This window comes from Luteococcus peritonei (genome assembly GCF_039526385.1).
In the GTDB taxonomy this organism is placed as follows: Bacteria; Actinomycetota; Actinomycetes; order Propionibacteriales; family Propionibacteriaceae; genus Luteococcus; species Luteococcus peritonei.
Window position 1 is genome coordinate 83,058 of the sequence record NZ_BAAAIX010000015.1, and the last position, 24,348, is coordinate 107,405.

Consider the following 24,348-nt stretch of genomic DNA (forward strand, 5'->3'; position numbering starts at 1 on the left):
CACCCTTCCACCCTGCACGTCTCTCAATTTTCGGTATGCAGTCAGGAGGGGGTTGGGCCGGGGCGCGCTTCCAGACATGTGGTCCGACCAATCCCGTACTACCCAGAGCACCCCTCACCCTGCCGTAGGAAGACGGGTCGAGGCTGACATTGTGATGCTGCATGACGACGCCACTTTCCACCCGCTCTGGAACACTCAGCGTCTCCAATCCATGGACGCTCAGTGACGCACTTGCGGCCACTGTTTTCTCGCTGGCTGACCCACTCACACACCCCTCCACTGCGCATCGTGCTCGGTGCATTTTGGGGCGCGAGGTGATGCAGGCTCGCGTCGATGCGTGCGCGTCCATGGCCATGCTGTTGCGCGCGTATGGATGCGTCGCAAACATCGAGCTTGCACCGGGTTGGGCCATGCTCACGCCGTCACATCGCACCGACAATGTGCCCGAGGATGCCATCGGTTCGTGGGGTGTCTGGACAGCCGATGGAACTGCGCTCATGACACGCGAAGACCTCGGGTGTTCCGCCGCCGGTGATGACGCCGACCTGACGCTTTTCCAGTCATGTCTTCCCGCTTATCTTGACCCACGTGTGGCCGTGCTTGTGCATGCGTCGTGCGTCGCGTTGGGGCCAGTCTTCTCCGCACTGCTCGACCTTGAAGACGATGCACCTGAGCACTGGGAAATTGCACTGCGTGTGGTGTGCTGGATGGCTCGGGAGAGGCGTCGGCTTTCACCGCGTATGCATCTGGCGTGCCTCTCGGTCACGGTGGGCGACGCGACGGGAGAGATGCAGGACATGGACGGTTACATCTCGCGTTTCATCGAGGGTGAGAGGGAGAAGGAGGAGAATAAGTAACCATCGTCAGCCACGCTCATCACTAGACATCCCCAGCGTCATTCCGTAGTGCTGCTGTAATCAAATCCATTCATGACGATGCGACGCGTTGCCACGGAGAGCGTGCTTCTTGCTGTCCTTGTCAGTACCTCGAATGACGTTCCCTGAAGGTTTCCTGTACCACACCACGACAAATTGTGCCTCCGTAAGCGTGAAAGCTCGTAATCAATGCCGCCCATATCACAACCAACACACTTGCGTCTACGACTTCGTCTCGACGCAATGTATGGTTTAAGTATGAACGACATAATTCCGAAGCATCTCCTTACAGGAGACCCCATGCCCTGTCTGTGGTCAGTATCCACATGGGCCCAATCGCAGAACTGGTCAAGAACCAAGACGCTGCGCACCCTGTGCAAGGCTCGCCCGGACATGAAGCCATTTGCGTACCGCATGCCCTCGGTCTGGACGGCATGCCGCGATTCGCGGGCTTCCTCTTCCGACCGTCGCGCAATTTCCAACGCACGCCGGGTTCTCTATTCCGTAGTGGCCCCATCTGACCAACGCTCAAAGGGCACCCCATTGACACGCCGCGCCATGGCCGTCCTTGGGACACAACTCCTCTCCTCACGCGATGCAGATGGCGTCGCTCTTCAATCCTGTGTGCAGACCTCCGCCCTGACGCTTGGTCTGCGCCTTGGTTTGCAGAGCGCCGCCCCGCAACTGCGCCATGCCGTGCAGCAGGGATGGATTACCGAGCATCGCAAGCGCGCCGGGCATGCGAGCGTCTGGAAGGTCACCCGAGCACGCCGTCCGTCCGTGCTCGCCAACGCCACCTGCATGGACGCCATCGACGTGCTCGCTGACCCCACATGCCTCGCAGTCAAGAGCCCGCTTGCCCGCGTCATCCTGTCAGCCTCCCATGAGGGGTGGGACGCACTTGGGGGCGCAGCATTCGTGGAGGCCGTTCGACAGTGCGACCTCGGGTTCGATGAGCTGCCCGAGACCATGGGGAGGCAAGCGCACTCGAAGGCTCGCTCGCTCCTGAAGGCCGAGGGTTTCGACGCATGGATGGCATGGGATGCACAGTGGCTCACGACATGGCTCGATGATGTGGCGCAGCGTCATGGAGCAGTCGAGAAGCGCTGCGAGTTGCAGGCCTCCTACGACACCAAGAAGGCCGAGCGCGTGGCCTCACTCGCAGCAGTCAAGAGCACGCGGAATGACATCACTCCCGCACCGAAGAACCCCGACGAATTGCAGGAGTGGATGCAGGCCATGCTGCGTGTCGTGCTCAGTCATCGCGGGGATGCAGCACTGCAACGTGACGCAGCGAAGACCATCATTAAGCGCATCGAGAAGAAGCACTCAAACGCCTCTGCGCGCTGGTGGATGTTCATGGCCGGGCAGTGGACGCGCTTCGCTCCGATGCCCGATGGAACGCGCCCCAGTGAGCAGGTCAAGAAGGCCCGTCTGTCCATCGCCGGTGACGTGGCGCGTGTGCTCATGGGTACGGCCCCGACAACGGACAACCCGCAAGCACTCGCAGCCATTGACGCGGGTGCGATGTGGGTGCGCGAGCAAATCGGATGGGGTACACGCAAGCAAGAAAGTGTCCGCCCTGCTGAAGGTGCGAGGGCAGCCTGATGTGCGGTAGTCACAGTGCCTGCACGTGCACATGTTGCAGTAGTGCAGCCCGCTCTGAGAGGCGACGTGCTGCACGCATGAGTGCGGTCATGCCTCATGCCAGCCGGGCCTATCGAGGGGCGACAGCAGAGCAGCGCGTGGCCATGCTTCAGTCCGGTGAGGAACCGCCGGAGAACGCACTCACCGACCCAGACATGGACGTACGCATCGAGGCCGAGCGCATCGCCGGACGGGAACCGGAGTGGCATCGCATGACAACGCAGGAGCTGCGCCGACGTGCACAAACTGCCGACCGTTATGAACTCTCGGTTCTCGCGCAGGTCTGTCGAGACAGGGGCGACCATCTGACACTCATGCACGTCGCAGGAAACCCACGCGCGTCAATCGAGGTGCTCAGACAGGCAGAGATGAATGGCACGCCAGCGGTCAGGGCGACGGCGTTGAATACGATGCTCAAAAAAGGCATCCGTTCGGTCGAGGAAGTCGCACAGTCCGGGTCAGTCAGGGAGCGTATTGAGGTAGCCAAGCTCATCCCCGAGACACACAACATCATGGCATCGGACAGGGCTCCACGAGTCCGTCGTGAGGTGGCCAGCAGGGTAAGCATGGAGCGCAATCGGGAGGCTGTTCTTCATCTGGCGGGTGATGAGGACAGGTCAGTACGCGAAGCGCTGCTCTTTGGAGAAGCCGGGGGTGAAGCAGCGTGCATTGCCCTGTTCCATGACGATGCTGATGACGACCTACGCACGGCGGCACGTGAGAAGGCCGTGCAGTGGATTGAGCAGCATCCTGAGCCCCAGCATGCACAGCAGGCCAGCCTCTTGGACGAGCTGTTCGGTGGGCTTTTCGACCTCATCTGACGAGCGAATTCTGAAGATGAAATGCCGTTGCTGAAGGGTTTCTGAACCGCAGATTGCGTTTCCCCTAGTCAGAGCGTTTTGATGCTGCGGAGGTGCTTGCGCATGACTGGGGTCTATGCAGGGGGCGGCGCGAGGCGGTAAATTAGTAGTAGAGCAACAGGGAACGAAATCCTCCGGCAGCCCGCTCCCTCCTGATAGCTCAGGGTGCGGCGGAGGTGATGGCAACAGAGCCACTTCACATGATGTGAAAAAAGGCTTGCGGCGTCGGGCGATGCAACAGAGGCAGTCATTTTTTTGAACCTCCAACGCGCATCCCGATAAGCCATGGCATCTCCCGCTGAAAATCCTGATGGAACGTGTAGTCAGGGTGGGATGCGCGGGAAGCCATCATGGGCAACAACCCAGCAGAAGTTATTGACAGCATCGTCCCACCGGCCATGCGAGAACTGGGCCGAACCATCTCCTCAGACGCCGAAGCCGCACGCGAGCTGGAGAGGGTGCGTGCAGGCGAGGACAGCTCTCGTCTCATCTGTCACCTCGTCGCTCCGCATGTGGTCAACGCGGTCTACAAGCATGGATGTCTCGACACGGCTCGTCTCATATACCTCTATGAGGTACTCGTAGAGCACGCCCTCGTGGGCATCGCAGCAGGGCATGACTGGGAGCACATCAGCAAGCGCGCGTCAGGATGGGCGCAGAAGCTCGTCTACCAGCGCCATTCCTCCCTCGACGGCCTGACCGATGTCCCGTCCGTGACCGAGGGTGGCGAGGACAACCGCAGCTACCGCACGTCGCTCACCCTCGTCGGCACCGAGTTTGATGCAGAGGTACATGACGCCAGCACATGCGAGGCGTCACGGGAGTACGAAGAAGCCGTCGATGAGGGCTTCCTCATCGACCGTGCGTGCGAATCCATCACAGGACGCCGCGTTGAGCAGCGTAGGCAGCAGCGCGTGGTCATCCTCACGCTGTTGGGGCTCGGTTACACACAAGTGCAGGTCGCACGCATGGCTGACGTGACTGACAGGACCGTGCGCAATGAGGTCGTGGCTGCTCAGGATGCTGTGCTCGACTGGGCTCGCTCCAATCGTCGCCTCCGTGTTGCCGCCTGACTTTCCTGAAGACTGAGGCGGGATTTCGACTTGCGTGTTTGCAATGTCCATGCTAAGGGCCTATATTAGAGGTATAAGAACTCAACAGGGCGCGAACGGCGGGAACGAACAACGAGGCAACTCGGAGACCCGCACGGCAGGGTGCAGGCCGATTAGCGATTGCACTGAGGACACGTGAGGTAGATGGGTGAGGCCCTCGCGTGTAGATACTCCGGAACCTCTCATCTATGTCCCGAGTTGCGAGCGCGACAAGGGATGAAGGAGTAGGACCCCAACCTTGTTCAGGGCGTGGTGAATACGCGGGCGCGCGGGAGCGGCTGGCAGCGTATGCGTGGGGTGTCGTTGGAGATTGCGAGGGAAGAACTCTCGTAATTTCACGGCATTCCTACTCCGAAAGGTCTAGCACCGTCAGACGCCATTCCTTACGACGATGTTCGCTCCCTGTCCATGACGGTGCACCTCGCACCATGGAAAACACCCTCACCAACGCCGAACGCGTTGCCCAGCTCCTCGCAGAGCTTTCCACCCTGACCCAGCCCGTCGCTGAGTACGCGGCTGAGCATGGTCTCGTCACCCAAACAGTCCGCACCTACGCCCAGTTTGGTCGTATCCAGACCATCAACACCGGCTCCTGTGTCGTCCTGAACCCCGACGCTCCGTTCGAGGGTGATGCACGATGACTGCGAAGAAGGCCGAGAACATCGTGACCAGCACCGTCGTCGTGGATGGTATGCCCATCGCGCAGCAAGCCCGCGCCATGGTTGATGCCATCATTGCCCCTCAGCTGGCCACGGTGGATGGCGAGTTGTGGGGAACCGTGTGCACGAAGAACCTCGATGACAAGTACGCCCCCCGTGCTCAGTTCATCGACATGCGCCAGCCCGGTGCACTCGATGCCTTCACCAATGCAGTGATGGCCAACCCCAACCCAGCCAGCATCACTTCATGGACAACGGTGAACCTGTTCTCACACCGCCCGGAGAAGGGGCGGGGCAAGGCTGCTGACGTGGCCAACATCGGCGTGCTTGTGCTCGACCTCGACACCCGCCGCGACGACATCGAACCCGGGCAGCTGACGGGGCATGCCGAGAACCTCGATGAACTCCCCACAGAGGCGCAGGCGTGGAAGGCCATTGCGAAGCTCACGGAAGTCCTTGGCCAGCCCACCGCAGTAGTGCGCAGCTCCTCCGAGGGGCTTCAGTCGTTCTGGGCGACCGAAGGCATCGTCCCTACCGACTCGGACATCCTCATCCGTTACAAGGCCCTGTGCGAGCAAGTGGGTACAGACATGGGCGTGAAGCTCGACTTGACCCGCTGTGGTGATGCTGCCTCACTCATGCGCTTCCCGGGCAACAACCGGGTCAAGGATGGCTACCCCCACGACCCAGACTGGACGGGCTTCGACGCTGACGGGGCCAAGGTCAAGCGCGCCACAGGTGGTCGCATGCAGCCTGAAACCTCGACGTTGCTGCGTCTCAACCCCGCTTCGCGTGTCTCTGCCGAACAACTTGACGCCGTACTGCCTGCACTGAGCAGCATCGCCAGTGCTCGTGACCTGCGCCCCACCAAGAAGGGCAAGAAGGCCTCGCCGAGTGAAGACAGGCGCTCCTACGTGGAGAAGGACATCGACCGGCTGCCCGTCGCGCGTCTGGCGGAGGTGTTGTTCCCCCTCCAGCTGTTCGCTGGCAATGCTGACGACGCCTGCCGCCACGAGTGGACGGGTGCCACAACCCCTCCCAGCACTGAGCAGGTGTGGGACGAGACCATGCAGGCGTGGCTGCTGTTCGTCAACGGCAACACCCCCGCCCATGACCTCGGCAAGTCGACCGAGAGCTGCTTCACCACGTCCACACTGCTCCGGTTTGCTCTGGGCGACTGGAGCGACAAGCCGTCTGGAGCGCTCTACCGGAAGGTGCTGGAGGTGGTGAAGGGTTTCACTCTGGACGAGTTGTTGAACTTCGCCACCAGTCACCTGAGCAAGCTGGACTCCCGCCGAGTTGACTGGCAGGCCCGCAACTTCAACGCGCTGAGCGAGGCCCTTCGGGAGGTTGCGGCCAGTGACGCCCAGTCGGAGTGCGAGCGGCTCCACGAGGCCCTGACCAAGCCGCAGGGACAGGAGTTCATCATTGGCGACCGCTACAAGCTGGTCGTCGGTGGGGCAAACTGCGGCACCTACGTCAACACCTCCAGCTCGGATGACGGCTACGACAAGTGGGAACAGCTCAGCGCGGGTGTCATCGTCCGTACGGCCTACCGTAAGGTTGTACAGCCCATCGGTGGCGTCGAGGAGGATGGCGTCTTCTCCGTGGTCGTAGTGGGCCCGAATGGTGTGTGGCGCAGCTCCGAGGTTCCGCTCACCAAGTCCACGGACATCAAGTACCTCCTGAGCAAGGCCATGGTTGGTGCCGGGGTCCCGACGCGTGCGAATGAGACCGACATGCTCAATGCCATCCTGCTCGCAGGCTCGGCAGGAGTGCGCAACGACGTATCGGTCGGCGTCCCGGGATGGGTGGAACTTGATGATGGCTGGCGCTTCGTGGGTCAGCGCAGCTCGGTCACGCCGACAGCGGTAGACCCGGAAGTCCGTCGCCGCTCCAATGCCCACCCGGGAGGCTTTAGCGACCTCATGACGCAGGAGGAGGCTGAGCAGGTTTTCATCATGTTCGATGAGCTTTTCGACTGCTGGGGTCAGAAGAACGCTGACTTGTCCACCATGCTGGGCATCATCGGCACCATCTTCGCCTCTCCCATTCCGGCGACCCACCAGCACGTCGCCTACGTCTACGGCAAGCACGGACTGGGCAAGACGCTGCTGGGCATGACTGGCGCGTGCTTCACCTACGCACCGAGCGAGGATTTGGTGGCCGCTCTGGACGTGACCAAGCAGACCTCGCTGGCACCCTTCATGCAGACGGCCACGGCCATGCAGAACGGCTGGCTGTGGATTGACGACCTGAAGTACGACCAGTCCGTCTCCGAACAGCTCAACCGGGAGCGCATCACCTACGTTGCCGAGGTCGTCCGCATGGCCTACAACCGCAAGGGCAAGGCACTGGGTGGCGCTGGTGGCGAGGTGCGTGAGACTGCGGTGGGAGCCCAGCACATCAGTGGACTGGTGACTGCCGAAATTCCGGTGGAAGACCCGGCCACCATTGAGCGCGGGCTCATCCCGCGTGAGATTCGCGCAGGCGACATCTCACTGACCAAGGTGCAGTGCAAGGACTCCAACGGCGAGCCCATGGTCATGCCAAGTGGTGAGCCCGTCATGGACATCCCGCTCATGGCGTGGATGCGGCGCTGGAGGTGGCTGGCTGGCAAGGTCTTCACCAGCTATGTCGCGTGGCTGAGTGCGCGTGTGCAGGCTGACGGAGGTACGGAGATGCTGAGCGAGGAGTTCAATGACCTCGTGGCCAACATCTTCCCCTTGCCGTCGTCCGACCGTGCAGCGATGTCCGTGTCCTACGCCGCCGCAGGTCTGGAGATGGGCCAGCGCTTCATGCATGAGGTCTACGGCGAACCATTCCTCGAAGACCCTGAGGAGATGCGCCGCGACCTTGCTGGGCTCATCGACATCAACCGCGAGATGAGTGCCGAGCGTGACCATGGCACCCGCATCCTCAACGCCGTGCGCGCGGTGACTGGCAACCGTGGCTTTGGACTGACCACCCTGTCCCATATGAGCTGCGCTGATGATGGCATTACTGCGGCGATGGGCTGGCGACGTTCCGCGAGCGGTGACTGGATGGACGTCACCGACCCCATCGGCACCGTGAGCAACCGTGGTGACGACGAGGGCAAGTGGGTGCTGCTGACGGTGGAGGACGCCCGCAAGGCCGTCAAGGAGTCCGGTGGCGTGATGGGCAAGGAGCAGACCGCCACAGCGCTGGCGGACCTGATGGCCAAGCACACCCTCGACCGCGACGACCTGCCCGAGGACATTATCGAGCACTACCGCTCGGCCATTGAGCAGGGTAAGGCACCGAAGTTGAAGCGTCTGCCGATGTTCAAGGATGGGCAGGGCAAGACGCAGCCCATGCGGGGTTACCTGCTGCCTGCTGAGCTGGTGGGCATCTATCAAGCAGGGGCAAACGTCGGCTGACGAACGAAACAAGTCCAACGAAGCCCTCTCTGAGCAGCTCAGAGAGGGCTTCGTTGCTTGCCAATGTGCCTCTGACTAGGCCTGTAACGCTGTGTAACGCTGTGTAACGCTACAGAAAAGTGAAGCGTTACAGGCAAAACCCCTAGTCAGAGGCATGTTTTTGAAGAAAATAGGTCTTCTGTAACGCTGTAACGCCAAAAAACATATGACCTTGCACAGCAGAGTTTTCTCTTAACCCCCTCTCGGGGGGATAGGCCATGTCTGCGCATGTGCAGGGCTCTATGTTTTCCTGTGGAGCGTTACAGCGTTACAAATGGCTCTCAATATGCCGCTGGCTAGGGGTTTTGCCTGTAACGCTACGCAAAATGGAGCGTTACACATGCGTTACAGCCCCATTGGAGCGTTACAGGCCTAGTCAGAGGCACATTGGCAAGCAACCAAGCTTCATTTCCGCATTCAGCCATCACAGGGTCAGGTCTGTGTGAGCCCCACCACGGGGAACCACACACAGAGGACTGACATGTTCGACATTTCTACCGATGGCCACCGACTGCTCCAGATGAACGCAAGCGTGTTGTACACCATCGCCCAGAGCGACCCCCGACTGAACGAGCCCTTCGACATCAACGACGCGGATGACCGATGCAACCTCGTCGGCTACACCCACCACCGCCCCGACAGCCGCAGCTCCGCACTCGACCTCATCCTCGGTCTGGAAATCGGTGTCCTGCACTGGGGGCAGATTGAGGACTGGGAGGCTCTGTACGCAGACTGCCCAGACTGGGGAAGCGTTCTGGACACAGCCAGCTCTCTGCGCTGGAGCGAGTACATCCACACCGTGCTGGCCGACCGGGAGATGGATGCTCAGTGGACGGAGTGGACCTACGAGCATCTGGAGGAGTACAGCCACGCTATGACCGACTGGCTCCGTGAGAGGGGTATCTCAGCATGAGCAACATCATCCCCGCACCTACCCGCGAATGGCGTGAGCTGCCCGGCCTGCTCGCACAGCTTGACCCCATCAGCCCCATGCTCGACCGGCATCTCGATGGCCCCGGCGTCTACCCCGCAGTCGTCATGGCCGCAGTCCGTGCCCGTCACCTGCTGCTGTCATGGAGAGGCCGCACTCCCACGATGAGGAGTGCCCCGCGAGTGCGGTTCTCCATGGTCGCTCATGAGCAGGCAACCCCAGAGCAGTACGTGACGGCAGTCGAGAGCCTCACCATGCTGTGGGATGAGCTGCAAACGTTCGAGGCCGGTCGAGAGCTGGCCCGTGCTCATCGTCAGTACCTACTCGGCGTGACGGCATCCATCAAGGACGACGCGCTCTGAGTCAATGAACAGTCCCCATCCAGATACGGCTGGATGGGGACTTGCTCTATTTCCGGATTTGAGCATCGCCGGGTCAGGTCTCTGTGAAGCCCCGAACTGGGGGCCACACACAAGGACAACAGATGTTCACCATTCACCTACCCGCAGACGATGTAGCGGTCTCAGCCTCTCGCTACATCGTCGTTGACCGAGACACCGAGACCGTTTACCTACGTACACACGACGATGGGAATGCCGTTGCCGTGGATGCCGCCATCACCTCCGACAGCGTCATCGAGCTGATGCAGGCCGTGGCAGACGAGCTGACCGAGATGGATGCCTCGCACCACGACATCGAGCTACTCGTACTGGGGTGGTCATGATGCCAGCACCCGAGACACCTGAGCAGTACGAGGAGAGGAAGATGCTCTCCTCGTTCCTCCATGAGGCAGAGCTGGGGCCCGTCATTGACCCCACCATCTGTGAGGCCGTCCTGAAGCGCAGCCGTGGCATGAAGGGTGACATTTCAATCATCAGCTTCCACCCTGCGCCCGGAGTTCCACTCACCCGGGCCTACACCGTCGGTGGGCAGGTCGTCAGCATCCGCCAGCGTGCGTCCAGAGACGAGTGGCTTGTCCGGGCTTGCCGTCGTGCGATTGCTCCACAGATGAAGTTGTACAAGAGCGCCATTTTCGAGCTGGGCCAGAACTACTCCGCAATCAGCGGAGAGACATTGCCATGGTACGAGGCGGATGTTGACCACTACCCGGCCTCGTTCCACGACCTCTTGCAGGAATGGAAGGCCCTCGTGGAGCAGGACTGCCAAGCACGCGGACAGAGGGTGTGGTACGACCCAGCCCAGTTCGCGGCTTGGCATCTCGCACGTGTCACTGAGTTGAACGGCCTGCGTCTGGTGAGCACCGAGGAAAATCAGGAGCTGGCAAGGCTGGCCCGTGAGCAGAGGAAGACAGCAGCATGAACATCAACCCCCGCAACCCCTTCATCGTCAAGTCGTCCGCAGCAGCCCTGTCCAGCCTCATTGTGCTGGGTGGCTGGATGGTGGATGGGCAGGCCACGAGCGAGCCACTCACTCCCTCCGTGTCATCCTCCGCGAGCACCACCGAGACCGAGGAGGAGATTAAGGCCCAACAGCAGGCGTCACCCTCTCCGTCTCTCGGTCACGGTGGAATCGAGCCTGAGACGAGCGAGCACACGAGCGAAGCGAGCACCCCCGCTGCTGTCACACCTCCGCGTGTGACAGTGCAGGACTGCCGCCTGTCCGAGGTGTCGCCCTACGCCGGAGCTGCACTCGTCGTGGATGTGAGTGAGGCAGCCACCCTGAGCATCACGATGAACTGGGGCAGTCAGTCGAGCGTTCACAAGGTTCCGGTGCAGGCGGGTATGAACAAGCTCTCACTGTACGCGAGCGAGGGCGAGCCGACGGTGCGAGAGGTTACTCGGTGCACGGTGAAGGCCGTCACTACAGCCCCGTGACGCGAAGAGCCCCTTCTCTACGAGTCATAGAGAAGGGGCTCTCTCATTTCCGGATTTGCCCGCGCGGGGGTCAGGTCTTTGTGAAGGCCCAGAAGGGGCCCATACCAAGGGAAATCCCATGACCACCATTCACGCCATGACCAACGGAGACACAGTCATCCGGCATCTCAATGCCGTCGTCGCCAGCCGCGAGACGGTGGAGCAGGCCCTGACAGATGCTGCCACCGCCACCGAGCCTGTCCTGCTCGCCATTGACGACCTCGACAATCTCATGCACAAGGCTACGCTCACGCCCGCGTTCCATGCTGCCCTGCGCAACCCCAACGTCGTGCTCGTGGTCACTCACGGAGCCGATGTCCGCACCCTCGTGGAGGTGCGCTGAGATGAAGCACATTCATACCGCTGCCGTCGTTGCAGCATCCATCGCACTCACGGGGTGTGCCTCCGTGCGTAGCGAACCTGCCCCTGCACCGAGCCCGTCTGTCTCCTGCACCACCCTCGACCTCGCCTCGGCTGATGTGGCCGGGTCGCGTGAGCAGGCCACGGAGTGCTTCCAGTACCTCGCCCACCGCGACCCCGAACGCGCACGCTCGGTCATGGAGCTGGTGGAGGTGCCCGCTGAGGACGAGTTCGGCCACCGCACGGCGAGCCCCACGGACGAGCACGCCGCCCAAGCCGCTGTCCTGCGCATCGAGCAAGGCCTTCGTGCAGACGCCAAGGCCATGCCCGTCACCTACGAGCGCTCATCCATGGCCCAGCAAATCCTGAGGGAGGCGTGATGAGCACAATTGCCCTCACCCTCGCCCCCGCTGCCCTCCTGTACGGGTGGAGCACGCTGACGCTCAACGGGAACTACCGCACTGAGAGACCCGCGACCGTGGGCGACCGTTTGACCTCATGGGCCTGCACCGCCGCGTGCGGGGTTGGGCTGTTGCTGACATTCGGTGAGCCCGGTGCTGTCGCAGGGATGACCACGCTTGCACTGACCTACCTCGGAGTGCGCTCGCTCTACCGCGTCAGCGTTGCCCCCATGCGCATCACCCGTCTTGGACGACTGCCCAAGATGGGGTTGGAGATGTGGCAGCCCCTCATCTGCACCGGGCTCCTCCTGCTCGCCGCCGTACTCGGGTACATGCATTTGGGCATGCTCGTCGCACTGGGAGGCATCGTCTTTTGGGGCCTGAGTTTCCACACCGCATCTCGTGGAACTGAGGCTCAGCAGACCATCGCCCCGCTGATTGAGGCTTTGTCTGCGGTCACCGGGGAGAGCAGGGAGTGGCTCTGGAGAAGCAAGGTTCTGAGCGACGGCAGCATCTGGGTACCTGCATCGGCCAACACCACGCTCGCCCGCAGTCCTCAGAAGCTCGCCGAGGCCGTGAGTATCGCCCTCCCTGAGTGGGAGTTGGCATCTTCTGCATCTGTCACCAGAAACGGCCTGCACCTGACCCCGCTCAGTGACGAGACCATCACACGTCGTGAGGCCCTCGCACGCAGTGGGGGTCTGGACAGTGGCGAGACCATCGACGACTTGAACGACTTCTAACACCCATGGCGGGGCGTCTCACCTAGACGCCCCGCCTTCCCTTATCTACAACGAAAGCATTGACATCATGCGAAACCCATTCAAGACGAAGACAACCCCCGCAACCCCCGTATTCGACCGCACCAATGAGGAGTGGCAGTTGCATGTCACCAACCTGTTGCGAGACCTCATGCGCGCCAACTTCGTCGGTGACTCTGCCCTCTCTCGTGAGCTGACCGACACCCTCGCTCGACTCGGCGTGGACGAGGGTGAGGTCTGGACACTGGCCGAGGAGCTGTGCCCCGATACAGTCCCGCACTCGGTGGATGGCGACCCCAGCACGGCCTCCGGTGCCGCCGCAGTCCGTCAGCAGTACGGAGCATGTACCGTCGTGCAGACCGGAGCTGAGGTGTGGGTGGCCTTCCAGCGCGATGGCGAGCCTGAGATGAGGCCGTTTGCACAGACCCGTCGTCTCACCAGCGATGTCCGGCCTGCCGATGACCGCCGCTATGCCGCGACCATGATGATGACCGAGCGGATGAATCTCGTCCGTTTCGATGCCAGTCGCCGTGCCGCCGTCCTTGCCCGCCTCGACCCATTCACTGCCAGCGTGCGTGACCGAGCAGCGGCGATGCTGTCGTGCTCACCATGGGACATCGAGCTGTCCATCGAATGGAGCGAGCAGTCCGACGGTAGCTGGGCCCCCACCGTGGTGCGAGTTGTCCGCATGCCCGCTGTGCTGGACGAGGAGAAGCGCAGGAGTACATGGCAGGAGGTCATCACGCAGCTTCTCCCGGCCCCCGCCAATACGAACTGGTGGCTGGAGATGGACTCGATGCACAGCTGTCTGACTGCCCGTCGTGCTGAGGACCCGCTCGGCCAAATCCTGCCGTACCTGTGGGAGAGTGCACCCACGGTGACCAGCATCCCCTTCGGGCTGGACTACCAGTCACGCCTTGTCAACCTCGGTCTCCTCGAAAGCAACATCCTCATGGGTGGCCAGCCCGGTAGTGGCAAGAGTGGTGGCGCAACGTCCTACCTCTGTGGAGTTTCCCGCATCACCAGTGTGCCCATCGCCATGATTGGACTCGACCCAAAACGCGTCGAACTGGCCCCGTGGAAGGCCCGCTTCTCCCGCATCGCCACCACGCCTGACGATGCCACCGAGGTTCTCAGGGCCGTCATGCAGGAGGTTGACCGGCGCTATGAGTACCTGCAAGAGGTGGGCAAGAAAAAGTTCGGGCCCACGGACTTCACAACCGCCATGCCGCTCATCCTGCTGCACGTGGACGAGCTGGCCGACCTCGTGAGTGTGGGGGCCACCAAGGAGGAGAAGGCGTCGGAGCAGGAAAGGGCCACCCTCATGCGCCGCATCGTTGCCCTTGGACGCGCATCGGGAGTCTGCTGCGTCTTTGCCACCCAGAAGCCCAGCTCGGATGTCATCCCCACCTCCCTGCGTGACTTGATTCAGCTCCGCGTTGGGTTCGCTACGGCCACACCCGAGATGACCGACACCGTTCTGGGTAGTGGCATGAGTAGGAATGGCGGACTGTGCCATGAAATCCCGTCGTCGCGCTCGATGAAGGGCGTCGGGTACGTCGTGGACGAGAGTTCCCGCTACCCCCGACGGATGAAGTCCTTCTGGGTGCCCGACGAGGATGTTCCGGCCATCGTGGACAGCGTCGCCCATCTCCGCATCGAACTGCCGTGGATGCCCGCCCCAGCAGCGAAGGGCGGCGTCAGGGTAGTGGACGACTACGACCCATTCGCCAGTGCCGGTTTCGACACTCCCGTGGTGGACGACGGCTTCACTCTGGACGACAGCGAATCGAACCCATTTGGTGTCTGACAAGGAGAGATGCCCCCGATGGAGAAGTTGTCTCCATCGGGGGCTTCTTCGTTTCCGCTTCTGCCTCGGTCGGGGTCAGACAGAGGTGAAGGGCCGCAAGAAGCTGCCCCACACCAGAAAGAAATCCCATCATGACCATTTCAAAGCGCATCGCAGCTGGCCTTACCGCTGCTGCTCTCGCATCCACCGGCCTCGCTCTCGGGCTTGCGCCTTCCGCACACGCACAGGAGGGTGGCGGCGTTCCCTGTTACGTCAACGCCTCCATCATCAAGACCGACGCTGCCAAGACCCCGCTCGTCGGGGCCACGGTCACCTTCACCGGCTCTGCGTCGAGCCGCTTCGCACAGGGACTGACCGAGACCCAGCTGCAATCCATGCGCACCGCCGTCAACGCGGTGGCCATGTGGGACAACGGCGCGGGTGCTGCCTCCGGGGTGGCCGAGCCCACTGCCGACGAGGTAGCGCTGGCTGAGCAGTTCAAGGGCCTGCCCACGTCGCTCACCCTGACCAGCGGAAGTGACGGCTCCTTCTCGGCCTTCTCCATGGTCGACTCCGAGGCCATGTACAACTCGGGCGAGTGCACTCCGGCTCTGATGACTGTCAAGGCCGCTGAGGTCGAGGCTCCGCAGGGCTACGTACTCGACGAGACAGTGAAGACCTTCGCGCCGACCATGGGCGAGTTCACCATCGAGAAGGCCGTCTCGGGCAGCATCGTCAACGAGAAGGCACCTGAGCCGACACCGAGCAAGCCCGTCGAGACACCGAAGCCCACCCCGACCCCGAGTAAGCAGGTCGAGACACCTGCTCCGACACCTACCGTGAGCGTGAGCGAGCCCGTCGAGACACCGAAGCCCACCCCGACCGTGAGCAAGCCGGTCGAGCAGAAGCGCCCAACCGAGCTGCCTGCTACTGGCGTCTGACCGAGACTTCCCGGCGCACCCTCATCCTTTGGGGCTCCGTGCAAAGAGCGCGTCGGAAACAGCAAGACCCCGCAGTGGCCTCCTTCTCCACTGCGGGGTCTTGTGCGTCCTTCTTCAGCAGACGCGCTTCACCGGGGATGTCTTGTCCCACGCACACGCCTCATCCTTGACTTGGTCGCCCCATGCAATCCGGGTTTCCTCGGGCATGGACAGGTTCGGGTTCTTGCCTCGGACCGCGACCTTCGCAGCCCTCATCTCGTCATTGAACTCGTCGACGGTGAACTTGTCTCCGGAGGGCGTCGTGAACTCTGCATAGCCCTTGCCGTCGAAGTCGGAGACAGCCTTGGTCGCCGTCGTCCCCTCGGTCGCATAGCTGAAGGCGTCCACCAGCGAATCCTTGATGGCCTGCTCCTCATCGGCGGTCATCGTCGCCGTCTTGCCCTTCACATCCGTCTTGACGAACTTCTTGCTGTCGTTGGTGTACACGTACGCGGCGGGCTCGTTGCTGAAGGTCACCTCGGTCTGTCGCGCTGCCATGCCCTTGTCGGTGTAAAGGAACTGGTTCGACGCCTTCTTGCCTCCAAAACGGGTCATCATCGAGGAGTACGAGATGCCCTTGTTCGCCTTGATGATGTCGGCCACCAGTTCTGGGCTCAGCTCACCTACTGGCGCAGCATCGAACCGCTCGCGCAGGCTGCCCTCGCTGCTGCCCGTGTCCGGTACCGCAGTGGTTGCCACTGTGCTGCTGCTGCTGCTGGACTGCGTCGAGGTCGAGGAGGCCGGGTCTGCCGTCTTCTCATCACCGCCGCCGCAGCCCGTGGTCATCAATGCAGCGGCGACCAGCAGCCCTGCCATCGTCTTACGCCTGTTCATCCGTCGTGTCTCCATTCGCCTGTGGGTCGCGGACGAGCACATACCATCGCCCGCCGATGCGCTTGAACCCCTGCTCCTCTGGATGCTGAGCCCTGTACGCCCTGTTTCTGAGAGCTGCCGTTGATGGAGCACCCATGAGCCCGGCTGCCTCGGCTAGCGGGACATATCGCTCACCCGCCCCCAGCTCCACCGCTACTGGCCGTCCATGCTCATCCACTGGCTACTCCCTCTTCGCTAGGCCCATTCAAGCGGTCTACCCCGGCCTGCGTCACAACGTCACAAAAGCGCGCGTCGTGAGCCGGAAACGCACGAAACGTCACAGAACAGCACGCTCAGAGATGCACAATGTCGGGATTCGCACAGGGAGAAGCGAGCGGTTGGGGAGGTTTCGGACGACCCCGTCTTCCAGCAGGTCCTTCATGCTGTCGCTGTACCGACAGTGGAGGACCTCATCTCCAATCTGCCCTCCTGATACCTGTCCCGCATACGACCGTTTGCGGGACGGAGATGCTGACATTGTGGTCCCGCATGAGCAGCCGTCCCGAAAGTCGTCCCACAACCCCGAGCGTTCAGGAACCAGCTGAAGACGTTTCTGGGACGACGCGCGGCTCGGTCGTGGTCTACCTCCGCGTCAGCACCAGCCGAGACCAGTCGACCGATGCCCAGCGTCATGCCATCGAGAGCGTGGGATGGAAGGCCGACAGGGTGTTCGTGGATGAGGGCATCACCGGTCGCAGGATTGACCGGCCCGGATTGCAGGCCATGTTGAGCTGGGTCAGGGATGGTGACACGGTCGTCGTCTACTCACTCAGCCGAATCAGCCGCAGCACGAAAGACCTGCTTACGTTGCTCGACGGCCTCGACAGCATGGGAGTGCACCTCGTCTCCGTGAGCGAGAGCATCAACACATCGACCCCATCTGGACGCCTGCTCATCACAGTGCTCAGTGCAATCTCCCAGTTCGAGGTTGACACTCTGCGCGACAGAACCCTCTCCGGACTGGAGGCCGCGCGTGCACAGGGGCGGGTCGGTGGAAGGCCACGTGCACTCGATGGCGAACAGCTCGTCGTGGCACGTGGATTGCGGGCATCCGGATGGAGTTACGGACGCATCGCAGGTCATCTGTCTGTCGGAAAATCCACCGTCCACAGGGCCCTGACCGAGGAGGAGCGATGATTGCCGTCATGCCCGCACCATTCGAGGATGCAGAGAAGCCCCGGTTTGTCTGGATTGAGGCCGCGTATGTCAGCCCAGAATCGAGCACCTTGTGGCAATTCTTCGAGACGCTCGACCGGGCAGCCGAGGAGCTGGATTCCCGCCCCGAACAATTCGTGCATGCCGACAATGTATAACCTGAAGACTTTCTGAACCGAATGCATGCCCAACGGTGCATAATGCCTAGTCAGAGGCGTGTGCGAGTGGTCAACTCGCGCTCGACCTTCAATCGACTCATGGACGCGGCTCGTGACACGAGGGGCTAGCGCTCGTAGTTGTCAAAGAAGTCCTGCATCAACTGCCGCCAAGCCTCTGCGGGAATCTCCTCGTCCACGAGGTTCGCAATGAAGCCGAAGTCCACTTCGTCGTCATACTCATTCCGTGAAACCACGGTGCATCCGTCCCAGAACAGGCCAAAAGTGTGCTTGCGGTAGTCAGCGTGGGTCAGCTGGTAGAACTCGTCTGCTCGACGGTTGGAGCTGACGAAGGGGAAGCGCGAGGAGTATGGCCACGCACGCCACGCTCGTCGGAAGGCCATCTCCACTCGAACCTTGTCACGCGGGATGGAATCGCGTCCGCACATCAAGACACCAAGTGCTGCACCCTCTGAGAAGGCGTTCTCCAGTCGAGCCATGGCTCCAGCGTAGTCGTGTGACTTTGCTTCAAGTGCGATGAAGACCGCAGCCTTTTCGGTCTACCGCTCGACATAGTGACTAGGCTCAACTCAACACCGTCGATGGAGGTAGCCATGGTTCAGCAGTACCTTGGTCCCACTCGTGGCGTGGTGAACCTGTCGTCATGGGATGAGGCAGTGGAGGCCGCTGGAGGTGGGCTACTGGAGGAGAGCCAGTGGTGCGAGCTGAAGGAGATGGCCACCCCACCCGGAGGAGCCAAGAAGGACGCGAATCTGGAGATGGCGCGCGACCTTGCCTCTCTGAGCGTGGACGGTGGGTTGCTCATCTATGGCGTCCGAGACAAGACGTACGAGGTTGTTGGCTGCGACATCACCGGACTGCATGACCGAATTGCGCAGGTCGCGGCATCTCGCATCCACCCACCACTGTCACCCAACATTCTCAACGTCCTCCAGCACCCAGAGGACGAGACCTTGCACGTCTTGGTCGTGCAAGTTCCTCCCTCACCATTGGCTCCGCACATGGTGGACGGCAGTTACTGGGGTAGGTCATCGAACGGCAAGCGGAGACTGGACGACGCAGAGGTTCGACGGCTTCTCACTCAGCGCGACCAAGGCGAGGAAGCCTTCCGTACGCGACTGATGGAGATGGAGAGTCGGGACCCACTCATCGACTTCATTGAGGCACACCCAACCGGCAACGGGCACGTCTACCTCCTTGCCCAACCATGCGCCCCCGTGGTTCGTGGCGACGAGGATGTGGATGTGTCCGACCTACGGCGAGGCATCAGGGGCAGCTCTTGGGCCGCGACCATCCAAGATTGTGTCTACCGTGCGCACGACCCCTACGGCCAAGCGTTCATGAATCGGCGTGAGCCGGTGGACGCCCATCATGAACGGTCACTCTGCTGGTTCTCCATCAAGGATTCCGATTCGAGCATTGAGCTTGTCTCGGGTGGAGGAACAGCGACGTGGGAGCTTCCCAATGGCGAGAGCGCTGACTACCTGCTCGCTGGCCTCATCTCCACTCTGACGGTGCAGGTGTTGCAGCTTGTCAACCAACGCTCGATGGCATGGGGGTACACCGGGTTGTGGCGGGTCGGGGTTCGAGTCACGAACACAAGAGGAGCAGTGTTCAACAGTATGGATACCTTTACTCGACTGCCCGCGTTCGCAGCCGATGATTTCGTGAGCACCAGCGTTATTCAAGGCGTCGAGGGCGAGTCGCTCGTACAAGCCAAGCCGTTCTTGAAGGGGCTCTACCGGGGTCTGGGTATCTCCGCCAAGGACGTGGACGCTGTAGCAAATTAGGCCTCCCTGACGGCAGGCACCCACTTGCCCCTGACATCCCCGTGGCCGCTGCACGCCATGGGTCGAATCTTGGTACTTGGTGAGATGCCCTGTGATGCCAGTACCCGCTCGATGGCATCCGGCTGATAGTGGATGGAGATGCTCTCACCCGGTCTCAGCTCGTAGGGCAAGGCATAGCGTCCGAAGGCGTCAGAGGGTAGAGGGATGTGGTGTTTGTCCGGGAGCACCGTTGTCACGCTGCTGACCATGGTCGATGACCGGCCCTTGTTGGTGACGGTGATGCTCCTGTACGTCACCGGTTCCTCCAGCCAGACGGGGATGCTCCAGCCGTACTTCACGTGCAGTCGTGCACCCGCCTGCACCCATGTGAACGCCTGCCATGTCAGGGAGATGACCGAGAGGATGAGGGCGAGCACGGGAATCGTCATGATGGTCACCATAGAACGGATAGCCTCAGTGTATGAGTGGACCTTGGACGCCTGAAGAGAACGCCATCCTCATCGACCGCTACATGGGCAGGTTGCAAGCACACCTGCGCGGCGAAGAGGTCTCAGTGCAGGACATGCTGCGTGAGCTGGTGCCAGAGCTTCCAGACCGGGGCTTCAATTCCATCGGACTGAAGGTGGCCAATGTGAGCGCTTACCTGACACAGCTGGGCTCGGCTGTCCTGCCGGGCTCAGGAATGCTCCCCAACGGCCAGAAGTCGCTCATCCCACTGCTCCAGAAGGCCCTTGCGGATGGGGTTGTGGACAAGGCTCTGGAAGAGGCTGTCGAGGAGCCAACACCGACACCGCCCTCCGTATGGAAGCGCATCGACCCGCCCAAGTCCGCCGGTGAGCGCATCCCTGCCACTCCCACTGGGCGTCGAGGTTTCCAGAGGGACTTCGCTCGTGAGGCCAAGCGTCAGCGTGACGTGGGTGCTGCGGGTGAGGAGCTAGTCGTGAGCATCCATCAGAAGGAACTCCGGGACGCCGGACGACCTGACCTTGCTGAGAAGGTGGAGCGGGTTGGAGGCAAGCGTGACGGTCTCGGCTACGACGTTCACGGCTTCACTCCAGACGGTCAGGAACTGTTCATCGAGGTCAAGACGACTGTTCTGGATGAGCACACGCCCTTCTATGCCTCTGCCGCCGAGGTCGCCGCCAGTGAAGAGTTCGGGGACACCTATCGCCTGTATCGAGTGTGCGGGTGGGGCAGCGACACGGTGAGCTACTACGTGTTGAGTGGGCCACTGTCCTCCAACTGCACATTGACGACGACGGCGTACTCCTGCTCGCCACTGGGTTAGGCCTGCCTGCGGTCTCCTGCTTGTAGGCTCGCTCCATGGCGGTGGTGGACAGATGGGCCGGTCTCACGAGGACCCAGCGCGCGCAGCTGGGTGGCGCGCGCTGGGAGGTGCGCTGGCGTGATGAGGATGGGCGTCAGCATCGCAAGCGGATGGATGGCCATGCAGCTGCCGAAGCCTTCTTTGCCGCGTCTCACCGGAGGCCTGCCAGCGCTTCCACTGTGCAGGAGGCGTTGGCGCGTGGGTTCGATGCGGGACTTGTGACCGCCCATCGCCTTCGGGACCTGCATTCACTCACCGTTGCTGATGCCGTGGCGGTCTATGTGGCCAGCAAATCGCACCTGAGCGCACGTGGGCTGGAGAACGTCAAGGTCCACGCCGGACACGTGACTGATGCGCTGGGTGCGGCGATGATGCACGAGGTGACGCGCGCTCGGGTGCAGGAGTGGGTATCGGACCTGACCTGCTCACCCAGCTCGGCAGGAAAGAGGCTCACCCTGCTGCGCGCGACTTTTCGACTCATGGGCATGCCGGACCCTTCGGTAGGCGTCGCAGTTCGAGCACCTGCACCGCTGCACGAGCCGTTGAGTTTGCAGGATGTCGCTGCCATTGCCCGAACTTCGCGCACGCCGACACCAAGCAAGCACGGACCCAAGCAGGAGCGGGCCAACGCGGACACCTACCACGCACTCATTCTCGTGATGGGGGTGCTCGGGCTGCGAGTGTCGGAGGCAGCCGCGCTGAGGTGCCGCCACGTGGAGAAAAACACCCTCCTTGTCCCCGGAACCAAGACCTCCACATCTCGACGCCGGTTGACTGTTCCGGCGTCAGTCATGGCTCGGCTGCATGGACTGGTGGGGGAGCGAGGACCGGATGAGCTGCTCTTCCAGACCTCGACTGGGACTGCATTCACCCGGGAAAAAATCGGTGTCATCGTGCGTGATGCGAGCGAGCGAGCGATTGGACGGCGCATCTCCCCACATCAACTTCGTCACGCGGCTGCTGCTGCGATGCTGGAGCGCACCCACGGCAACTTGCCCGTCGTCTCTCGCGCGCTTGGTCACGCCAGCACAGCGGTGACGGCGGCTGTCTACGGGGCTGTCACGGACGCGGCGGTGGGCAGCGCACTGGCGAAGGTGGCGCTTGACTTCGACGCCATCCTCGACCCCGATTCAGCGTCACGGTTCGCGGCAGCACAGGAGCATGTGTCACTGGTTCCCGACGAGGATTTCTGACACTGTCCGAGGCCATGTGTTACATCCACGGTGTTACATGTAGGGCATAAGGCGTAGTGAATCGAACCTTTGGACAATCTTTGGGAGCAGGAGACCGCAGGTTCGAGTCCTGTCGCCCCGACCAATTGAAGAGCTTCATCTGACAAGGCGTTTCTCCTAGTTGACTAGGGGGAACGCCTTGTTCCATGTTTCGGTCCGATGAGCACCAAGGGGCCTCCGAGGGACTTGTGGGGACATTCATCTCCCACGTATCTCCCACGACGAGAGGCTCGACATGACGACGAAGCGGACAACCTCATCACCGACCAGCAATGGGGGAAACGCCAGTGACTTGCGTTCTCCCCAAGGGGAACGCTCCAAGCGCCGCGGGCGCTCCAAACGGGGCTTTGGACGTTTGGACAAGCTTCCCTCCGGGAAGTGGCGTGCCCGGTATCTGGGCCCAGATGGTCAGGTGCACTCGGCAGATCACACGTTCGTGGCCAAGATCGACGCCGAAGGTTGGCTCGTCGACATCGAGCGCTCGATCAGTCGGGGCGAGTGGCAGCCCCCCGTGGCTCCCCAGCCCGAGCTGGTGAAGGAGGAAGCTCCGGTCGAGATGGTGTTCCGAGACCTGGCCCGCGACGAGGTGGCCCGACGTGATCTGACACCGAGGACGAGGGCTCTGTACGAGAGTCTGTTGGATCGGCTGATCCTTCCCGAGTTTGGCGATCAGGCGGTGGCGTCGATCACGCCGAAACAGGTTCGCGCGTGGTTCGACCGGATGGGGCCGGAACGGGCCACGCAACGAAGCCACGCCTACGCGCTGCTCAAGTCCTTGCTGGCGGTGTGTGTGGACGAGGAGTTGATTGTCGCCAATCCCTGCCGTATCCGTTCGGCGGGCCGGCGCAAGACCACCAGGGCGATGCAGCCGGCGACGGTGGCCGAGCTCACCCGTGTGGCCGATCGGTTGCCACCGGGGCAGGCGCTTCCCGTGCTGTTGGCCGCGTGGTGTGGGCTTCGTTCTGGGGAGGTGCGCGCGCTCCGGGTGGGGGACGTCGACACCGCGACCGGATGGATCCACGTTCGTCAGGGCGTGACGCGGATCAAGGGGCAGGTGATCGTGGGTCCGCCCAAGACACCTGCGGCGATCCGGGATGTTGGTATCCCGCCGCATCTGCTGCCGGCGCTTCGCGAGTGGCGTGCAGGTCTGGGGGAGCGGAGGGCGCGCTCTGCGTACTTCTTCCCTGGTCGCAGTGAGCTGCCGATGAGTGAGAAGGCGCTGCGGTATGCCTTCGACCAGGCACGCGACGTGATGGACCGGCACGATCTTACGTTCCATGACCTGCGGCACACTGCCGCCACGATGGCCGCGCAGAATGGCGCCACGACCGCCGAGTTGATGGCGCGCATGGGGCACACGACGGCCCAGATGGCGATGCGCTACCAGCACGCCAGCCGGCAGCGCGAACAACTCCTAGCAGAGCGATTGGCCGAGCTGGCCCGCGGTGGCGATGGCGCGGCCGAGTAGGTGTCGATCACGTGAGAGTGCGTGACGGCTTGGGCGGGCATGGAGCATCCACGGCGAGAGATTGAGGTCGAGACTGTGCAGTCGGCTGCGCGGCGGCTGGGGGTGTGTCCCAAGACGGTGCGTCGGATGATCTCTGACGGGAGACTTCCGGCGTACCGTCTTGGCCCACGGATGCTGCGCCTGGACCGGGCAGATGTCGACCGCCTGTTGCAACGGGCGTCCTGAACGTCGGGCACCAATATCTGCCGGTTGCTCGGCGCTGACGACCGAGTTGGGCCGCTCGCCGGGCCCGGCCCAGTTGCCTACCACGATCTTGTCCAGACCGGCGCTGCTATCGGTCAGTTCCAGTGTGAGGGCGTGTGCAGGGCGGAGGGCAGGCGGGTGCTGCCGTTGCCGCGGGCCGCATCCACCTGTTGCTGAGTGAGGAAGATCGCGCCACGCAGGTCGGCCCCCGACCGGTTGGCGTCGCGCAGGTCTGCGCCCAGCAGATCGGTCCGGTCGAAGGTTGCGCCTCGCAGATCGGCGGCGATCAGCAGGGCGCTGCGCAGGCAGTGACGGTCGAGGGGACTGCCCCGGGTTTGGTTGACACTGACATCTCAGGTCCGTGAGGGCCTGGTGAGAGGATGCATGTCATGCCC

At 62.2% G+C, this 24,348-nt stretch carries 27 protein-coding genes; 23 read left to right on the plus strand and 4 right to left on the minus strand.

Translation table 11 applies throughout. The features are described 5' to 3' along the window. Positions 1 to 314: 314 nt before the first annotated feature. From ABD073_RS07165 to ABD073_RS07240, 16 genes are all read left to right on the plus strand, one after another. On the plus strand, positions 315 to 857 hold the full coding sequence (locus tag ABD073_RS07165) for a hypothetical protein (RefSeq protein WP_343873313.1): 543 nt from the start codon (positions 315 to 317) through the stop codon (positions 855 to 857). Positions 858 to 1,499: 642 nt separating this feature from the next. Next, complete coding sequence (locus ABD073_RS07170; protein ID WP_343873315.1) at positions 1,500 to 2,483, plus strand: hypothetical protein; 984 nt, start codon at positions 1,500 to 1,502, stop codon at positions 2,481 to 2,483. 77 nt (positions 2,484 to 2,560) lie between these two features. Beyond that, entirely contained in the window at positions 2,561 to 3,343 is a 783-nt protein-coding gene (locus ABD073_RS07175; RefSeq protein ID WP_343873316.1) for a hypothetical protein, read from the plus strand. A 389-nt stretch (positions 3,344 to 3,732) separates the two neighbouring features. Then, the gene (locus tag ABD073_RS07180; protein ID WP_343873317.1) at positions 3,733 to 4,455 is read left to right on the plus strand and encodes a hypothetical protein; all 723 of its coding nucleotides are present in this window, start codon (positions 3,733 to 3,735) and stop codon (positions 4,453 to 4,455) included. 467 nt (positions 4,456 to 4,922) lie between these two features. Next, positions 4,923 to 5,135 carry a hypothetical protein gene (locus ABD073_RS07185; RefSeq protein ID WP_343873318.1) on the plus strand — a complete coding sequence of 71 codons (213 nt, stop codon included), beginning with the start codon at positions 4,923 to 4,925 and terminating at the stop codon, positions 5,133 to 5,135. Further along, positions 5,132 to 8,554 carry a hypothetical protein gene (locus ABD073_RS07190; RefSeq protein WP_343873319.1) on the plus strand — a complete coding sequence of 1,141 codons (3,423 nt, stop codon included), beginning with the start codon at positions 5,132 to 5,134 and terminating at the stop codon, positions 8,552 to 8,554. Before ABD073_RS07185 ends, ABD073_RS07190 begins: the two co-directional genes overlap by 4 nt. Positions 8,555 to 9,074: 520 nt before the next feature. Further along, a complete protein-coding gene (locus tag ABD073_RS07195) occupies positions 9,075 to 9,506 on the plus strand; it encodes a hypothetical protein (protein ID WP_343873320.1) in 432 nt (143 codons plus the stop codon). Next, entirely contained in the window at positions 9,503 to 9,886 is a 384-nt protein-coding gene (locus tag ABD073_RS07200; RefSeq protein ID WP_343873321.1) for a hypothetical protein, read from the plus strand. The genes ABD073_RS07195 and ABD073_RS07200 overlap by 4 nt, the downstream gene beginning before the upstream one ends. A 122-nt stretch (positions 9,887 to 10,008) precedes the next feature. Further along, entirely contained in the window at positions 10,009 to 10,248 is a 240-nt protein-coding gene (locus ABD073_RS07205) for a hypothetical protein (protein ID WP_343873322.1), read from the plus strand. Positions 10,249 to 10,289: 41 nt separating this feature from the next. After that, complete coding sequence (locus ABD073_RS07210) at positions 10,290 to 10,844, plus strand: hypothetical protein (RefSeq protein ID WP_343873323.1); 555 nt, start codon at positions 10,290 to 10,292, stop codon at positions 10,842 to 10,844. Beyond that, on the plus strand, positions 10,841 to 11,359 hold the full coding sequence (locus ABD073_RS07215; RefSeq protein WP_343873324.1) for a hypothetical protein: 519 nt from the start codon (positions 10,841 to 10,843) through the stop codon (positions 11,357 to 11,359). The genes ABD073_RS07210 and ABD073_RS07215 overlap by 4 nt, the downstream gene beginning before the upstream one ends. A gap of 118 nt (positions 11,360 to 11,477) precedes the next feature. Further along, complete coding sequence (locus ABD073_RS07220; RefSeq protein WP_343873325.1) at positions 11,478 to 11,741, plus strand: hypothetical protein; 264 nt, start codon at positions 11,478 to 11,480, stop codon at positions 11,739 to 11,741. 1 nt (position 11,742) lies between these two features. After that, positions 11,743 to 12,138 (plus strand): YajG family lipoprotein, encoded by a 396-nt coding sequence (locus ABD073_RS07225; protein WP_343873326.1) that lies wholly within the window; start codon positions 11,743 to 11,745, stop codon positions 12,136 to 12,138. Then, entirely contained in the window at positions 12,138 to 12,902 is a 765-nt protein-coding gene (locus ABD073_RS07230) for a hypothetical protein (protein ID WP_343873327.1), read from the plus strand. The genes ABD073_RS07225 and ABD073_RS07230 overlap by 1 nt, the downstream gene beginning before the upstream one ends. Positions 12,903 to 12,969: 67 nt before the next feature. Next, positions 12,970 to 14,730, plus strand: coding sequence for an FtsK/SpoIIIE domain-containing protein (locus tag ABD073_RS07235; RefSeq protein ID WP_343873328.1), 1,761 nt, complete (start codon positions 12,970 to 12,972; stop codon positions 14,728 to 14,730). A 131-nt stretch (positions 14,731 to 14,861) separates the two neighbouring features. Further along, a complete protein-coding gene (locus ABD073_RS07240; protein ID WP_343873329.1) occupies positions 14,862 to 15,650 on the plus strand; it encodes a superantigen-like protein SSL4 in 789 nt (262 codons plus the stop codon). A 114-nt stretch (positions 15,651 to 15,764) separates the two neighbouring features. On the opposite strand, the gene ABD073_RS07245 is transcribed toward ABD073_RS07240, so the two are convergent. Next, positions 15,765 to 16,505: a hypothetical protein gene (locus tag ABD073_RS07245; RefSeq protein ID WP_343873330.1), complete on the minus strand. Its 741-nt coding sequence runs from the start codon at positions 16,503 to 16,505 to the stop codon at positions 15,765 to 15,767. Between the two features lie 546 nt (positions 16,506 to 17,051). Here ABD073_RS07245 and ABD073_RS07250 point away from each other — a divergent pair. Together ABD073_RS07250 and ABD073_RS07255 are read left to right on the plus strand one after the other, a co-directional pair. Then, positions 17,052 to 17,699, plus strand: a complete 648-nt coding sequence (locus tag ABD073_RS07250; protein ID WP_343873331.1) for a recombinase family protein — start codon at positions 17,052 to 17,054, stop codon at positions 17,697 to 17,699. Beyond that, positions 17,696 to 17,875, plus strand: a complete 180-nt coding sequence (locus tag ABD073_RS07255) for a hypothetical protein (RefSeq protein WP_343873332.1) — start codon at positions 17,696 to 17,698, stop codon at positions 17,873 to 17,875. Before ABD073_RS07250 ends, ABD073_RS07255 begins: the two co-directional genes overlap by 4 nt. Before the next feature lie 125 nt (positions 17,876 to 18,000). Here ABD073_RS07255 and ABD073_RS07260 read toward each other — a convergent pair whose 3' ends face one another. Beyond that, positions 18,001 to 18,372, minus strand: coding sequence for a hypothetical protein (locus ABD073_RS07260; protein ID WP_343873333.1), 372 nt, complete (start codon positions 18,370 to 18,372; stop codon positions 18,001 to 18,003). A gap of 114 nt (positions 18,373 to 18,486) precedes the next feature. On the opposite strand from ABD073_RS07260, the gene ABD073_RS07265 reads away from it, so the two are divergent. Beyond that, positions 18,487 to 19,683 (plus strand): AlbA family DNA-binding domain-containing protein, encoded by a 1,197-nt coding sequence (locus ABD073_RS07265; RefSeq protein WP_343873334.1) that lies wholly within the window; start codon positions 18,487 to 18,489, stop codon positions 19,681 to 19,683. Here the strand turns inward: ABD073_RS07265 and ABD073_RS07270 are convergent. Next, positions 19,680 to 20,111: a hypothetical protein gene (locus ABD073_RS07270; RefSeq protein ID WP_343873335.1), complete on the minus strand. Its 432-nt coding sequence runs from the start codon at positions 20,109 to 20,111 to the stop codon at positions 19,680 to 19,682. The genes ABD073_RS07265 and ABD073_RS07270 overlap by 4 nt on opposite strands. Positions 20,112 to 20,143: 32 nt before the next feature. Here ABD073_RS07270 and ABD073_RS07275 point away from each other — a divergent pair, with 32 nt between their 5' ends. The 4 genes from ABD073_RS07275 (at position 20,144) to ABD073_RS15535 (ending at position 23,935) form a co-directional block, all read left to right on the plus strand. After that, on the plus strand, positions 20,144 to 20,971 hold the full coding sequence (locus ABD073_RS07275; protein WP_343873336.1) for a protein NO VEIN domain-containing protein: 828 nt from the start codon (positions 20,144 to 20,146) through the stop codon (positions 20,969 to 20,971). Positions 20,972 to 21,006: 35 nt separating this feature from the next. Next, positions 21,007 to 22,203: a tyrosine-type recombinase/integrase gene (locus ABD073_RS07280; RefSeq protein WP_343873337.1), complete on the plus strand. Its 1,197-nt coding sequence runs from the start codon at positions 21,007 to 21,009 to the stop codon at positions 22,201 to 22,203. A 274-nt stretch (positions 22,204 to 22,477) separates the two neighbouring features. Next, on the plus strand, positions 22,478 to 23,710 hold the full coding sequence (locus ABD073_RS07285) for a tyrosine-type recombinase/integrase (protein ID WP_465262324.1): 1,233 nt from the start codon (positions 22,478 to 22,480) through the stop codon (positions 23,708 to 23,710). A 39-nt stretch (positions 23,711 to 23,749) separates the two neighbouring features. Then, on the plus strand, positions 23,750 to 23,935 hold the full coding sequence (locus ABD073_RS15535; protein WP_386751630.1) for a helix-turn-helix domain-containing protein: 186 nt from the start codon (positions 23,750 to 23,752) through the stop codon (positions 23,933 to 23,935). Between the two features lie 113 nt (positions 23,936 to 24,048). Here the strand turns inward: ABD073_RS15535 and ABD073_RS07290 are convergent, their stop codons facing one another. Continuing rightward, a complete protein-coding gene (locus ABD073_RS07290; protein ID WP_343873343.1) occupies positions 24,049 to 24,258 on the minus strand; it encodes a pentapeptide repeat-containing protein in 210 nt (69 codons plus the stop codon). Positions 24,259 to 24,348: the final 90 nt, after the last annotated feature.

Excerpts from the sequence above, each read along its gene's own strand:
- ABD073_RS07240 (WP_343873329.1), top strand. The coding sequence starts at position 14,862 with ATGACCATTTCAAAGCGCATCGCAGCTGGCCTTACCGCTGCTGCTCTC.
- ABD073_RS07255 (WP_343873332.1), top strand. The coding sequence starts at position 17,696 with ATGATTGCCGTCATGCCCGCACCATTCGAGGATGCAGAGAAGCCCCGG.
- ABD073_RS07185 (WP_343873318.1), top strand. The coding sequence starts at position 4,923 with ATGGAAAACACCCTCACCAACGCCGAACGCGTTGCCCAGCTCCTCGCA.
- ABD073_RS07225 (WP_343873326.1), top strand. The coding sequence starts at position 11,743 with ATGAAGCACATTCATACCGCTGCCGTCGTTGCAGCATCCATCGCACTC.
- ABD073_RS07250 (WP_343873331.1), top strand. The coding sequence starts at position 17,052 with ATGAGCAGCCGTCCCGAAAGTCGTCCCACAACCCCGAGCGTTCAGGAA.
- ABD073_RS07220 (WP_343873325.1), top strand. The coding sequence starts at position 11,478 with ATGACCACCATTCACGCCATGACCAACGGAGACACAGTCATCCGGCAT.
- ABD073_RS07265 (WP_343873334.1), top strand. The coding sequence starts at position 18,487 with ATGGTTCAGCAGTACCTTGGTCCCACTCGTGGCGTGGTGAACCTGTCG.
- ABD073_RS07280 (WP_343873337.1), top strand. The coding sequence starts at position 21,007 with ATGGCGGTGGTGGACAGATGGGCCGGTCTCACGAGGACCCAGCGCGCG.
- ABD073_RS07190 (WP_343873319.1), top strand. The coding sequence starts at position 5,132 with ATGACTGCGAAGAAGGCCGAGAACATCGTGACCAGCACCGTCGTCGTG.
- ABD073_RS07180 (WP_343873317.1), top strand. The coding sequence starts at position 3,733 with ATGGGCAACAACCCAGCAGAAGTTATTGACAGCATCGTCCCACCGGCC.
- ABD073_RS07210 (WP_343873323.1), top strand. The coding sequence starts at position 10,290 with ATGCTCTCCTCGTTCCTCCATGAGGCAGAGCTGGGGCCCGTCATTGAC.
- ABD073_RS15535 (WP_386751630.1), top strand. The coding sequence starts at position 23,750 with ATGGAGCATCCACGGCGAGAGATTGAGGTCGAGACTGTGCAGTCGGCT.
- ABD073_RS07275 (WP_343873336.1), top strand. The coding sequence starts at position 20,144 with ATGAGTGGACCTTGGACGCCTGAAGAGAACGCCATCCTCATCGACCGC.
- ABD073_RS07195 (WP_343873320.1), top strand. The coding sequence starts at position 9,075 with ATGTTCGACATTTCTACCGATGGCCACCGACTGCTCCAGATGAACGCA.
- ABD073_RS07235 (WP_343873328.1), top strand. The coding sequence starts at position 12,970 with ATGCGAAACCCATTCAAGACGAAGACAACCCCCGCAACCCCCGTATTC.
- ABD073_RS07285 (WP_465262324.1), top strand. The coding sequence starts at position 22,478 with ATGACGACGAAGCGGACAACCTCATCACCGACCAGCAATGGGGGAAAC.
- ABD073_RS07215 (WP_343873324.1), top strand. The coding sequence starts at position 10,841 with ATGAACATCAACCCCCGCAACCCCTTCATCGTCAAGTCGTCCGCAGCA.
- ABD073_RS07230 (WP_343873327.1), top strand. The coding sequence starts at position 12,138 with ATGAGCACAATTGCCCTCACCCTCGCCCCCGCTGCCCTCCTGTACGGG.
- ABD073_RS07260 (WP_343873333.1), bottom strand. The coding sequence starts at position 18,372 with ATGGCTCGACTGGAGAACGCCTTCTCAGAGGGTGCAGCACTTGGTGTC.
- ABD073_RS07270 (WP_343873335.1), bottom strand. The coding sequence starts at position 20,111 with ATGACGATTCCCGTGCTCGCCCTCATCCTCTCGGTCATCTCCCTGACA.
- ABD073_RS07175 (WP_343873316.1), top strand. The coding sequence starts at position 2,561 with ATGAGTGCGGTCATGCCTCATGCCAGCCGGGCCTATCGAGGGGCGACA.
- ABD073_RS07200 (WP_343873321.1), top strand. The coding sequence starts at position 9,503 with ATGAGCAACATCATCCCCGCACCTACCCGCGAATGGCGTGAGCTGCCC.
- ABD073_RS07245 (WP_343873330.1), bottom strand. The coding sequence starts at position 16,505 with ATGGCAGGGCTGCTGGTCGCCGCTGCATTGATGACCACGGGCTGCGGC.
- ABD073_RS07205 (WP_343873322.1), top strand. The coding sequence starts at position 10,009 with ATGTTCACCATTCACCTACCCGCAGACGATGTAGCGGTCTCAGCCTCT.